Source organism: Ktedonobacter robiniae, assembly GCF_016587375.1.
Taxonomy (GTDB): Bacteria; Chloroflexota; Ktedonobacteria; order Ktedonobacterales; family Ktedonobacteraceae; genus Ktedonobacter; species Ktedonobacter robiniae.
On sequence record NZ_BNJG01000003.1, the window covers coordinates 1,283,731 to 1,296,734 of the forward strand.

The following is a 13,004-nucleotide window of genomic DNA, read 5'->3' on the forward strand; positions in this document are numbered from 1 at the left end:
GGCCCGACGCTGAACTATGATCACATTCTCTACTGGGGCTGGTAGACGCCGCTGATATGTTCGAAGCGGGGGCGATAGCGCTCCTCGTGGTATTCGGCGGGATCGACACGGCGCGCAGGAATATTCTTGCCGGGGATATCTGTGGCGATGAAGGCACCATTGCGATAGGCCGCCATTACGCTATGCTCGCCATTCTCGACCATGCTCATGATCAGGTTAGCGAAGAAGATGGCTATGTGCTTATCGTAGACTTCAGGCTCGCCGCTACGCAGGAAGTAGGTCAGGTCGATAGGTAGGAAGCGCACGCCATGGATGCGCTTGGAAAGCTCTTCGCCTAAAAATTCGGCCACATTGACCTTCTTGCGATGACCATAGGCATCCGCCGGTCCAGTCTCGGGGACAGGTATACCAAGGTTGGCACCCTCGGAGAGGACCACCATCGAGTAGTGCATCGGATTATGCCGGTCGTGCATCACCAGGTCAGCCAGGCGATCAATGTTGACTGGCACCTCGGGAATAATCAGGCGGTCAGCCCAGGTGACAACCGCTGTTTCCAGCGCGGTAAAGCCCGCGTCGCGGCCAAAGATGCGGAAGAGCACCGTCTGACTATGAGAACCTGCCGTTGAGCGGATGCGATTAATATACTCAGTCGCGCGGCTGATCGCCGTCTGGAAGCCAATACAGTAATCGGTCCCGGGGACATCGTTATCCATCGTTTTGGGAATGCCCCAGACCGGGATGCCACGCTCGACCAGCTTTGCGCCATAGCTCAGCGTATCATCGCCACCGATCACCACCAGGCCATCCAGGCCCAGGAACTGCATGTTGGCGATCACCTCATCCGTCAGATCCACGCGCTCCTCAGGTTCGCGCCCCTCGCCATATTGCTTTAGATGCGCGGGCAGGTCCTTGACCTGCATTCGTGCTGGATTGGTACGCGTGGACTGCAAGATTGTGCCGCCCTCGCGGTCGATATCACGCGTGTTCAGCCGCGTCAGGGGGACGACATAACCGCCATCCCAGGTATTGGGATCTTCGGCGCGAAAGATAAGGTTCTCGAGCCCCTGCTCACGTTGGAGGAGCGTAACGCCCTCCCAACCAGCGCGTAGACCTACCACGCGTATCCCCATCGTCTCCGCACGATACACAATTGCCTTGATCGCCGGGTTCAGGCCCGGCACATCGCCACCACCAGTTAGCACACCTAGCGAGCGAATAGGACTCGTCACTTTAGCGGGCATAAACTTCCTCCTCAACAAGAAACACTGTGCTATCGAGCACACAACCCAGCCCAATAACACAGATAGATACACAAACTAATATTTTGCGTCTTTTACAATTATTCAGCATACCATATCACGCCTACTATTTAATTATAAAACCCTACATCTCTAGCCTTTATGGACCTCTTTTGCAAGTCTTCTTAGTGCCTTGGCGCATCATAGGGGTAAAGAGTGTAGTTGCTGGTGATGGACTGGCTCTGCCAGTCCATCACCAGCAACTACACTCTTTCTTCTCAGGGTTCGAGCTACTATACCTTCTCTTCTCAGGGTTCGAGCTACTATACCTTCTCTTCTCAGGGTTCGAGCTACTATACCTTCTCTTCTCAGGGTTCGAGCCACTACACCCTCTCTTCTCAGGGTAAGGGGATGTACACGTGGAGAACGGGCCTGCGCCTGTTCTCCACGTGTACATCCCCTTACCCTGGCGAGCGCCGCTGGCGCGAGAAGTCATGAGTAGAAGAAAATACAAAAGATGCCCTGAAGGTCCTGGCAAGCACCTTCAGGGCATCCCACAGCCAATCGTGGACAAGGAGTAATTCTTCGTTAGCGCGAGGGGCGCAGATCTCCGTTGACGGTTACTCTGCCGCCTGCGGTAATCGTCAGGGAGGCGCTACCGTTACCGTACACAACATTAGCGTGCTGGCCATATCTGCGTTCAAGCGCGCTCCCGCTCACGGAGCCTCCTGCTATGGCATTTACGGCAATATCGCTATTCGCGGGCAGAGTGAGCGTGGCGCTGCCGCCGACCGCGATCCTGTTATGGCTGCCTGGGGAGAAGGCTCCCGTCAGAGTGGCGCTGCCGCCCGCAGAGACCGAGTGCAGGACCGCGGCGCCATCAATATTCACGCTCCCTCCGGTAGACCCAACCTCGACCTCGGCATTCTGGCAGCCCAGGACCGTCGTGCTTCCGCCTACATGCTTACAGATGAGCTTCTCATCGACATTCTGCGCGTCGAAGCTGCCACCAACGTTATCGACCTCAGCCACGCGGACATATCTCAGTGAGACACTACCACCCACGCCGCCCCAGGCTTGAATATAAGGGGCGTTCACTACGGTCAGGCTCCCACCAACGCTATGCAGCCGCGCCAGCTCGCTCAGGTCCTCCAGACGCACGCTGCCATGCGTCTGCTCTAGATTGACATTACCGCTCACCTGGCGCAGTTCAACGCTTCCTACGCGATCCGTACTCACACTCCCGGTGATGCGCGAGGCAGTAATCGAGGTCGTCAGCCTTGAGAGGATATTGCGTATAAAGGGTACACGCAGGGTAATGTCACTGCGATAACCACGAATATAGAGCCGCTCGCCCTCCTGCTGGATACCCTGGATCGGCTCAGCCGTCTCAATAGCGATCTCTTCGCGCTCCCACGGCAGCACGGTCACATTCCCCTCAATATCTTCAAGCACGATATGGGGTCTCCTGCCCAGCACGGTAAATGTCTGTGTCGCCATATGTCTGCTCCACCTTTCTCTGGCTGTTGAATATACTCTCTAAATCTTTAAAATCTCTTGCTTTTTTAAAACTTTGCTTTTCAATTGGTATTTTTTACCGATCACATGCACAATATTAACATACACAGGTTTAGAATGTCAACCCTATTTTGGATAAAAATACCAAATAATTGCAAAATATTGCCAATCTGTAAAAACTACTTAGCATCTACGGCGCTTCTCGCTGGGTAAGGGGGATGTGGTTGAGTACGCTAAGTTCCGCTTAACATGAGGAAGACCATTCTTAATTTCAATAAGAAATTTATATAAATATATGATATAATAGGGGCATGGGAGATCATTTTTCTGATGCTGACTTGAATGTCAGCGATTTGACGACCATCATTGAAGAATTTACGACGATCTTTATTCGATTACCCTCGGTGGAACGACTGAGCTTCACCACTCTTTCAGTGTTGCATACGCTCTCTCGCAAAGGCTCCATGCGGCTGACCGAGTTGACTGCAACAGAACAAATGACGCAACCGGCTATTACGCAAATGGTGAGACGGCTCGAACATGACGGATTGGTCAAACGCCGAGCAGATCCCCGCGATGCCCGTGCGGTACTGTTACAACTCACCACACGTGGCGCACAGATCATCGAAGTACGCCACGCCGCGCGTGTGAAGCAACTTACCAGCTTGCTCGACCAATTGCCCCAAGAAGAACGTGGGGCAATTGCAGCTGCCTTGCCAGCTCTGGCCCATACAATCGAATTGGGAAGAAAGGCAGAGCTACCATTGCACCCACTTCCTTCCGCCAGCGGCGAACAGCACACGGAACGCGCAAAAGAAAAGGAATGAACTATGCCTAGAAACCAGGAAGGAGCCTCTCTGGCAGGCTCCTCGTTTCCACTTCAGCCCACACCAATCCACATCTCGGACGAACAACTCTCGGACCTTCGCGCACGACTGAAGCGCACCAGATGGCCTTTGGGCGTTGGTAATGACGACTGGTATTACGGTGTTGGTCGAAGCTACCTTGAGGAACTTGTTGACTACTGGCTCAATGTCTACGACTGGCGCAAAGCAGAGGCAGCAATTAACCGCTACGAACATTACCAGGTGAACGTCGATGGCGTTCCTGTGCATTTCATGCGCAAATCTGGTGTGGGACCGAGCCCAGTTCCACTTATCTTGACTCATGGTTGGCCATGGACCTTTTGGCATTGGTCCAAGGTCATTGATCCGCTTGCGAACCCCGGCGCATTCGGTGGCGACCCTGCCGAAGCGTTTGATGTTATCGTACCCTCACTTCCCGGTTTCGGCTTCTCGACGCCCTTGCGAAACAACCCGGACATGAATTTCTGGAAAATTGCTGATCTCTGGCACACCCTTATGACGACCATCCTCGGCTACGAAAAGTATGCTGCTGGTGGATGTGATATCGGGGCTCTGGTGACTGGCCAACTTGGGCATAAATACGCCAACGAACTGTACGCAATCCATATTGGCTCTGCACAAAAATTAAGTTTGTTCAATGGGGATCGTGCATGGGATCTCAGCGGCTGGCATCCCATTCCAGAGAGTGTTCCTGAGCACATCCGGGCCGGGATCATCTCGCTCGATCGCCGTTTCGCTGCTCATCTAGCAGTGCATGTGCTCGATTCGAGTACTCTCGCATACGGACTCAGCGACTCCCCAGTGGGGATGCTCGCCTGGATTCTTGAACGATGGGCGAAATGGAGCGATAACGATGGCAATGTTGAGCACATCTTCTCGAAAGACGATATCCTCACGCACGCCATGATTTTCTGGGTAAATAATGCCATCGAAACCTCCATGCGCGTGTACGCGAATGCAAACCGCTATCCGTGGACACCCGCCCACGACCGCTGGCCAGTCGTCGAAGCTCCCACCGGTATCACATTCGTGGGCTATGAGAACCCGCCTGGTATTTCTACGGAGAACCGTGTTCAGCATTTCCTGAGCAGCGATCGGGCATCCTGGTACAACCACGTGAACGTCACCGCTCACGATCGCGGTGGTCACTTCATCCCCTGGGAAATCCCGGACGGTTGGATTGACGACTTGCGCCGCACCTTCCGTCATCATCGATAGTCGGGTGCAGGAGGAATAGCTTGAAAACGAAAAGTTCTGGTTACCTATTGACTTCAAGTTAGCTTTAATAGCTACACTCCTTAGATGCTAATATCAACGTCAGTAGTTGAAGTTTTCGCAACATGAGGAGATCAAATCATGCAGGAATACAACAATCTCTTTGCCGTAAATGACCAGGATTTTGAGTCGCAGGTATTGCAATCCACGCTGCCGGTTATCGTCGATTTCTGGGCTGAGTGGTGCCCCCATTGCCATACTCTCGCGCCTGTATACAGGCAGTTGAGTACAACTTACGAGGGCAAATTACGCTTTGCTACTATCAACGCTGATGAAAGCCCACGCGTTGGCGCCACCTTCGGCGTACAGGGACTACCAACCTTAATAGTCTTCCATGCTGGCAAGCCCATCGCACGCATCGTTGGGCCACATCCCACGCGTTTACAACAGCATATCGAGCGGGCGCTTGCAGAGATTAGCGCATCTCAACCCTCCTCGTAGGCTTGTAAGCTCGCTTAGTAGATAGGGTGTCATGGAGTGAAGCCCAGCATTCGCTGGGCTTCACTCCATGACACCCTATCTACTCTCTTCTGACTCTTACCTTGGCTCGCAAGCTCACCTCGCGAAAGCAAGCGCTCAACATGTGTGAAATATGAGTTCCCCTCAAGGGCAAAATAGAGTATAGTGAGAGGAAGAAACGGTAGACAAGAGTAAAGGAGCGTAGAGCATGCAAAGCGACAATATTATGGGGTTTATCATTGTCAGCGTGGGCATTATTTGCTGGATCTGGGTCTTGCTGGACTGTATTCGCGATCCCGATCTTGATGCGGCAAGCCGAAAACGCTGGATCGCTTTCGTCGCGCTTGTACCCGCGATTGGCGCGCTCTTCTATGTCCAGCACCGTCGCTCCGAACATAAGGCCCAGAACTTTCCCGCAACAGAGGCAGCCAGGCAAGCTGCTACCTCCGCTCCTTTTCAGCACCTTGAGCACTTCTCGCATCATGCCCACGCCGAAGATCCCATAGTCGAAGAAGCCTCGGCGCAAGAGCAGGAGCCACATCATGAACTCTAAAGTCCTGTAAAAAGGGCATCTTGATGCGTAAGTCTTTTGGGCGCGCGACGATGAGTGCAACGAGCAACAGCACCACGCCCTGCAAGCTATAAAGGTAGCGCTGAGAAAGCACTTCCTGCAAAAGTCCCATGCCCAGGTAAATTACCAGTGTGATCAATGCGAAAAAGGTTGCAAACGTTGCATACACCCGTCCCTGATAATCAGGATCGACGCGACGCTGCACGCTTGTGTTGTAAAAGATACGAGTCTCTATGAATACACCAATGCAAAAGTTCGCAACCATTGCCGCCAGCAAGCCTTGCGCAAAGGCGAAGAAGAGCACACATAGCCCTGTCGCAACGACTCCATAGACCATCAGCCGCTTCTCACCAATACAATATCTTAGTAACGGTAACAAAATGCCTCCCACAACTGCTCCAATGGCGAAACATGCATCGATGGTACCAAGGCCAGGTGTTCCCACCTTCAAAACGCTCGTGGCAAAAGGTACAAGCAATGTATTGATCACAGCAATAGTCATGGTAAAAGTGAGCAGAACAATATACAGTGGAACAATTGCCAGATGTTGCCGAACATACCCAATCCCATCTCGCAGATCATGAAGAAAAGGGTTGGGCGTTGCAGAAGATGCGGGCGAATGATAACCTCGACGCGTGTTGAGTAGGCAGATGGCGGAAATCAGATAGCTGAGAGCATTAAGCCCTATCGCCGCGCCCGGCGAGTAGAGAGCCATAAGCATTCCTCCACATCCAACGCCAAAGGCCGTCCCGAGCTGGATCATCATAGCAACTGTCGCGTTGGCGGAAAGGAGCTGCTCTTCCGAGAGGAGTTCACGCATCAAAGCCGTCGTTGCCGGAATATATACCTGATCTCCGATTGCAATCAAAAAGGCCATGAGATAGAGATGCCAGGCCTGGAGTTGATTGGTCCCCCACAACACGAAGATCACCGCTGTAACAAGCATACGAAACAGATCTACGCTCACCGCTAGAAACCTTCGGTCTAGCCGATCCGCACAGATACCAATGATAGGTGAAAGAAAAATACCTGGAAGGGCAGAGAAAATAAGCAGAAAAGCCACACTGGCATTAGAGCCGGAAAGCTGGAGGACCAGCCAGCTACTGGCAAGAAACTGCATGCCACTACCAGCATCTGAAATCATATATCCGATAGCATATAAGACAAACGATTTCTCATGAAATATATCGAGACGTTCTTTAAGGGCACTGTACATAAATGATCCTCTTTTTACTAGTCAATAGCGGAAAGCCAGTCGACGTAATGATCAATTTGACATATGGGCGTTACTTCGTTTACATTACCAGGAGTACTTGTAATTGTCAAGAACGGAAATGGGGATTACGCCGATGGAGGCACTCTGCCTGCAACTGCTCAATAGTGAGCGATACGATTACCGTGGCGATGGTCAATTAATCGAGGATCAGTTATATCAACCTGGCTGGCTTGAGGCTTTGTTGAAGCGCTGGGATCTCACATTAGAACACGCTTCTCCACAGGAAGGACTGCCTATATTAAGCGTTCTCCGCAGTCGACTACGGCCCCTGGTAGAATGTCTGAATCAAGGTCAGGATCTTTCGGAGAAGGATCTCGCTCTCCTCAATGACGCGCTAAATGCCGTACCACGCCGCCGCTTAGTGGTACACAATGGGAAGATGTATACGCTACAGGAGGAGCCACTGAGAAAAGATTGGTTATGGGTTGAGGCTGAAATTATCGCCTCTTTTGTGGCAATGCTAGAGCACGATCCTTTGCGCATCAAAATTTGCGAGAACCCACACTGTAGGTGGATCTATTACGACGAGAGTCCAAATCACACGCGCCGTTGGTGTGAGGATACCTGCGCGAATATGATGCGTGTACGTCGCTTTCGTGAAAAAAAGCGTGCTCACGACTTCTCGCCACCTCTAGCACACTAAACTGGATCAGTTGAACGTCTACTAAACTGAACAGACCTCGACGCACACAGGGCGCTTTCCTTGCGCCGCGAGCAACAAGCGAGCGTGACGCGCAACCGCGATTTGCTGCTCTTTGTGCTTGCCTTGTAGAGAAAAGATCCTTATAATAGAGGCGTGTCTATACAAGAGCAAGCAAGGAGCCAGCCATCATGCAGATCGCGACATTCTGGTCTAATTCTCTGGCATACCTCTTCCCAACAGCGCTACCCCTGGCCGATGCGGGAATCGCTGTTCTTATTATTGGTGTGATATTCATCGCCGCGCTTTTCGGGCTGGCTCTTACCGCTTTTTGGATCTGGATGCTTATCGATTGCGTGCGCAACCGCTACTTGAAAGACGATGCCAGAGTCGTGTGGGCGCTGGTCATCTTCTTTACGCACCTGATAGGCGCCTTCGTCTACTACCTGACCGAGTACTCCGGTCGCAAGAGAAACGCCCCGCTGTATGTGTCTCCCTTTGTTCCCAATGCTCAGGTACAAGCTCAACAGCCACCCCTCTATCAGCAGGGCTATCAGGCCTCGCGAGAGCAGGCGTACTTGCACGAGGCACACCAGCCAGACTGGCACTCCTCCGAGCTGCCTCGCGCCTCTTATCCCGAACAAGCCGAGCCGCCACTGCAACAGTAGAGGTACCTATCCCCCATATTACCCGCCTGGGCCAGGCTTATACCCACTTTTGTTGCCATTGTCCGCTATTTGAGGTTAAGATATAGTGACTAAAGAAGGGGCGTGTATTGCGCTGTAAGAAGAAAAATATCAATCTATCCCCCTCTTGGCACTGCGAAACTTAAGGAGGACCCTCTAGCGTGAACAACAGGCAGCACCTGAGTGGTGCGCAGGCAATTATCGCCACCTTGCAGGCATTCCAGGTCGATACTATCTTCGGCATTCCCGGCATTCATACGCTTCCCCTCTACGACGAGATCCACAAGACACCCGGCATACGCCATGTGCTGGCACGCCACGAGCAGGGCGCGGGCTTTATGGCTGAGGGCTATGCTCGCGCCACGGGTCGCCCCGGCGTGGTCAGCACGATCACTGGTCCCGGCCTCACCAATGTCGCGACCGCCGTTGCTAGCGCCTTCGCCGACTCTATCCCGCTCCTCGTCATCAGCAGCAGCGGACCCCGCGCCACTGCCTCTCGCGGGCGTGGCGAGCTGCACGAACTCAAGAATCAGCTTGGGGTAATGGAGTCGCTCGCGGGCTGGGCGCGTGCCATGGAGTGTGTAGAGGAGATTCCTGGAGCCATTCAAGATGCCATGCGCATCATGCGTTCCGGTCGCGCCAGGGGAGCCTACCTGCAAGTACCTTATGACCTGTTTCGCGCATACGCCACCGTCACCCTACCCACGGCGGAAGACCTCTTCTTTGAACCACGACGCCCACAGGAGGCGGATATTATACAGGCGGCCCAGTTGCTGCGCGAGGCGCGCAAACCTGTGATTCTCGCGGGTGCAGGTGTCACCATGGCACACGCCAACCAGGAGCTGATCGTGCTAGCGGAACGCCTGCAAGCGCCGGTCATCCTGGGCAGCAAGAGCCACGACGTCATCCCCAATGACCATCCCCTGACCGTCCTGACTACCACCTATACCAATACAGAACTGCATCCGCTTCTGGAGAGCTCTGACCTGCTCCTGGTAGTGGGAAGCAAGCTGGGAGCCGAACGCACAGCTTATGGGCAATATCCCCTGCCACCTCGCCTGGTGCATATCGATATCGATCCCACGGTCATCGGGCATACCTATCCCGCGATGCTGGGAATTGTCGCGGATGCCCGCGAGGCTCTACAAGCCCTCAATGCTCAACTAGGTGATCTCGCCAGCGCCCGCCCAGAGCTAGAGACTGAGTTGAGCCAGGTTAGAGCCGAAATTCGCCAGGAGACGCGAGCACGTTTCGGCGAAGAGGTCGCCCTGCTGGATAGTGTGCGTGCCGCCGTCCCGCCTCATGGCATGATTGTCGCGGATATGACCATGCTTGGATATGCCAGCACTGTCTTCCTGCCGGTCTACGAGCCTAGCAGCTTTATTCATCCCTGCGAGTTCTGCACGATTGGTTGTGGCCTGCCCCTAGCACTCGGAGCGCAGGTCGCCCAGCCAGAGCGGCCCGTTGTCGCGCTCTGCGGCGATGGCGGCTTCCTCCTCAACTCCAGCGAACTGGCAACCGCTGTTCAGGAACAACTTCCCGTGGTCATCGTGATCTTCAACGACTCAACCTTTACCTGCGTCAAGACTGAACAGCGCCAGGCCTACGAGGGTCGCTATATCGCGACCGACATCGTTGAGCCAGATTATGTGGCCCTGGCCCAGGCCTTCCACGTGCGGGGCATACGTGCCGAGGGTCCCGAGGCGCTCCAGGCCGCTATACAGGAAGGCCTGGCCTCCCGGCGTCCCACCCTGATCGAGGTTCCCCTACCATCTAAACCCTGGTAAGTAGCCGCGTTGGGATCCGCTACTTGCGTACGCGGCTACTTGCGTACGCGGCTACTGGGGGCGGCCTGTTTGGCCAGTGCTTCGCGTCGCCATATAAAGACGTCTGCGATCAGGACCAGCATGATTGTCACGATGGGAAATACAATATCTGCCGAGGGGATATGCAGCAGGATAGGACCAATCTGGTGATCATCGAGCAGCATATGGCCCGCCGTCCAGGCCAGCACCAGGGCCGCCAGATCCAGGAGTAAGGGGATGCGCGACATCAAGGCGGATATCAGTGCGCTTCCCAGGAGCAATAGAGCCACGCTCAGCAAGAGGCCTACAATCAGAGTAGGAATATGACCGTCAGCAACGCCAGCAACGGCCAAAACATTGTCCAGGCTCATCGTGACATCGGCGACTAGGATCGTCAGTAAGGCACTCCGCAGGCTATTACGCTTCTTGCCAGGTTTCTCCTGCTCAGAGACCACCTGTTGTCCCTGGTCTAATTGGGCCCTCTCGCCCCGCTCCAACAGAAGCTTGATCGCGATATAGAGCAAAATAGCGCCACCAATGGCCTGGAGAAGCGGCAAGCCTAACAGGACCGAGGCGATTACTGTGAACACAATACGCAACAGAATGGCGCTCCCACCACCAAGCATGATAGCCCACCAGCGACGCCGTTTATCCAGGCCCGCCGCCGCGGCGCCAATTACTAGCGCATTATCGCCACTAAGCGCCAAGTCCGCCAGGATAATCTTTAATAATTCTACAACACTAAAACCCGCTATTAATGAGAACACTGTATCTATGCCTTTCAGCGAACGTTGATTGTATTACAACCTGCCTACAACAGCCCTGTATCCCCTGAGCAAAGGTTTACATCCTCATGCGCTTCCGCCTCTTCCCCTGACATTTCTATACTATAGTAGTATCACATTTTTAGCACATTACAAACATCGGATGTACCTCTTTACTCATTACCATGCAATAAAGAAACCTCCACCTCCTGGCGTGGTTTCTCACTTCTCTATAACTCTTCGACTATGTGCGTCCATCCATTTATACGGACGTATGTATAAACGCAAAGTCCGTTTAGATATCAAATCATGGGTATCAGATCTCAAAGTGGAGAAGGACACTACACCACACCAGCTCATCAATAACATTGCCCCTGTAACTATTCAGCCTCCTCAGCTGGTAGGTCTTGCCGCGCCTGGATACAATTCCTGACTGCGTAAGGCTTCTGTATGCATGCGAGGAGTACTGAATAGAAGCCATAACATTTGTCAAGCCCCCTTTTTGGGGAGGGGCATTCTTCTCATCCGACACAAAAAGATCTGTTTTGAGAAAAAACACAAAGCTTCCCCCTCGCACCTGGAGAACTTCCAGGTTCTCCTCCCATATTCCCAGAGGGAAGGGCGGGGGGTGCCTTCAATGGGTGAGGTAGCCGCGCGGCTACCTCACCCATTGAAGGCCAACCTTACTGGCATCGTAACAGTCCTGAGTTTTGAGCAGGTGAACAGCGACGATGATCATTTTGCGCATCACGGCAACCAAAGCTGTGCCTTTTCTCACGCCACGACCTATCAGACGTTGATAGTAGTCCCTGAAGGGAGAGCATTTTTCATGCAGCGAGCGCAAGGCCGCCAGGTAGAGCAAGCGACGAACTCTTCCACTTCCTCGTTTGGAGAGCTTGCTTTGTCCTTTCCATTTCCCGCTCTGCTTGACCTGGATATCCAACCCGACATAGGCTACCACTTGATCCATACGGCTGAAGCGCTGCACATCCCCCAATTCGGCTCGCAACACCGCAACGGTCAGTGGTCCAAACTCGGCAACAGCCAGCAAGCGTTTTGCCTGGGGATCGTTGCTCAGCAACTGATCAATTTCCTGCTCCAGCTGAGCCAGATTGATGAGCGTATGCTCCAGCTGATCACACACAATCGAGAGACTTTTCGAGCGCGCCATCATCGCCACCCCGCTGGCAATCGACGTTTGAGCCAAGGCAAAAAGGGCTTGAGCAGTCGAACGGCCATAGTGATGGGGAGCCAACTCGTGCAAAAGGCGAGCCAGCGCATCGACTCCAGCTTCCACAATGGCCTGAGCACTGGGATAGCGCTTGAGGACCGCCAGAGCAGTGTGACGTGTTGGGTCAGCAAACACCTGCACAAATTCCGGGAACAACACGACCAGAAGCGCATGCAGTTCGTTTTTGTAGCGGACCCCATCCTCACTCAGTTGTTGCTGCAAGCGAAGCAGTTCGCGGTAGGTCCCAACCTGGTCATCGGGCAAGTAGCCAAAGCGGGCTTCTCCACTGAGCAAGACGCGTGCGATGGTGCCTGCATCCAGTTGATCCGTTTTGGCACGCAGGCCGCGTTGCTGGGCAAAGGCATGGACTTGAGCGGGATGCAACAGACAAAGCCGGTATCCAGCCTTGAGCAGGGCCTGCGAAAGGTTTTCTCCATATCGCGAGGTCGCTTCCAATCCCACGAGAATCGAGGTGGGATCACTCTTGAGGCTCGCAAGTTTCTCAAAGAGCCCGTCAAAGCCTGCTCGCGTATTGGCAAAAGTGGTTGGTTTGAAGACCTGCCGTTTCTCAGGGGTCAAACAGCACATGGCGCAGCTTTGGTTCCCAATGTCGATGCCAACCACGTAGCGAAGCGATGCTGGTTCTGGCGTCGGGGTAACGTTGCTCTTGGACAT

General features: G+C 53.6%; 13 protein-coding genes. 8 read left to right on the forward strand and 5 right to left on the reverse strand.

Features of this window, described 5'->3' with window-relative positions; all coding sequences use genetic code 11:
* Window positions 1-29: 29 nt before the first annotated feature.
* The gene (locus tag JMJ04_RS38150) at window positions 30-1,241 is read right to left on the reverse strand and encodes a 6-phosphofructokinase (RefSeq protein ID WP_201375591.1); all 1,212 of its coding nucleotides are present in this window, start codon (window positions 1,239-1,241) and stop codon (window positions 30-32) included.
* Window positions 1,242-1,466: 225 nt separating this feature from the next.
* On the opposite strand from JMJ04_RS38150, the gene JMJ04_RS38155 reads away from it, so the two are divergent.
* Entirely contained in the window at window positions 1,467-1,736 is a 270-nt protein-coding gene (locus tag JMJ04_RS38155; RefSeq protein ID WP_201375592.1) for a hypothetical protein, read from the forward strand.
* A gap of 90 nt (window positions 1,737-1,826) precedes the next feature.
* On the opposite strand, the gene JMJ04_RS38160 is transcribed toward JMJ04_RS38155, so the two are convergent.
* Window positions 1,827-2,738, reverse strand: coding sequence for a hypothetical protein (locus JMJ04_RS38160; protein ID WP_201375593.1), 912 nt, complete (start codon window positions 2,736-2,738; stop codon window positions 1,827-1,829).
* A gap of 329 nt (window positions 2,739-3,067) precedes the next feature.
* Between JMJ04_RS38160 and JMJ04_RS38165 the strand changes: the two genes are divergently transcribed.
* From JMJ04_RS38165 to JMJ04_RS38180, 4 genes are all read left to right on the forward strand, one after another.
* Complete coding sequence (locus JMJ04_RS38165) at window positions 3,068-3,583, forward strand: MarR family transcriptional regulator (protein WP_201375594.1); 516 nt, start codon at window positions 3,068-3,070, stop codon at window positions 3,581-3,583.
* Window positions 3,584-3,586: 3 nt separating this feature from the next.
* Window positions 3,587-4,840: an epoxide hydrolase family protein gene (locus JMJ04_RS38170; protein WP_201375595.1), complete on the forward strand. Its 1,254-nt coding sequence runs from the start codon at window positions 3,587-3,589 to the stop codon at window positions 4,838-4,840.
* Between the two features lie 138 nt (window positions 4,841-4,978).
* Window positions 4,979-5,338 (forward strand): thioredoxin family protein, encoded by a 360-nt coding sequence (locus JMJ04_RS38175; RefSeq protein WP_201375596.1) that lies wholly within the window; start codon window positions 4,979-4,981, stop codon window positions 5,336-5,338.
* Window positions 5,339-5,564: 226 nt separating this feature from the next.
* Window positions 5,565-5,909, forward strand: a complete 345-nt coding sequence (locus JMJ04_RS38180) for a PLD nuclease N-terminal domain-containing protein (RefSeq protein WP_201375597.1) — start codon at window positions 5,565-5,567, stop codon at window positions 5,907-5,909.
* Here JMJ04_RS38180 and JMJ04_RS38185 read toward each other — a convergent pair.
* A complete protein-coding gene (locus tag JMJ04_RS38185) occupies window positions 5,797-7,143 on the reverse strand; it encodes an MFS transporter (protein WP_201375598.1) in 1,347 nt (448 codons plus the stop codon). The genes JMJ04_RS38180 and JMJ04_RS38185 overlap by 113 nt on opposite strands.
* Window positions 7,144-7,246: 103 nt before the next feature.
* Here JMJ04_RS38185 and JMJ04_RS38190 point away from each other — a divergent pair, with 103 nt between their 5' ends.
* The 3 genes from JMJ04_RS38190 to JMJ04_RS38200 all read left to right on the forward strand — a co-directional run bounded on the left by JMJ04_RS38190 (window position 7,247) and on the right by JMJ04_RS38200 (window position 10,316).
* Window positions 7,247-7,846 carry a CGNR zinc finger domain-containing protein gene (locus JMJ04_RS38190; RefSeq protein WP_201375599.1) on the forward strand — a complete coding sequence of 200 codons (600 nt, stop codon included), beginning with the start codon at window positions 7,247-7,249 and terminating at the stop codon, window positions 7,844-7,846.
* A 188-nt stretch (window positions 7,847-8,034) separates the two neighbouring features.
* Window positions 8,035-8,511: a PLD nuclease N-terminal domain-containing protein gene (locus tag JMJ04_RS38195; RefSeq protein ID WP_201375600.1), complete on the forward strand. Its 477-nt coding sequence runs from the start codon at window positions 8,035-8,037 to the stop codon at window positions 8,509-8,511.
* Between the two features lie 179 nt (window positions 8,512-8,690).
* Window positions 8,691-10,316: a thiamine pyrophosphate-binding protein gene (locus JMJ04_RS38200; protein ID WP_201375601.1), complete on the forward strand. Its 1,626-nt coding sequence runs from the start codon at window positions 8,691-8,693 to the stop codon at window positions 10,314-10,316.
* Between the two features lie 35 nt (window positions 10,317-10,351).
* Here JMJ04_RS38200 and JMJ04_RS38205 read toward each other — a convergent pair whose 3' ends face one another.
* Entirely contained in the window at window positions 10,352-11,101 is a 750-nt protein-coding gene (locus JMJ04_RS38205) for a YjbE family putative metal transport protein (protein WP_201375602.1), read from the reverse strand.
* A 655-nt stretch (window positions 11,102-11,756) separates the two neighbouring features.
* Window positions 11,757-13,004, reverse strand: a complete 1,248-nt coding sequence (locus JMJ04_RS38210; protein ID WP_201374085.1) for an IS110 family RNA-guided transposase — start codon at window positions 13,002-13,004, stop codon at window positions 11,757-11,759.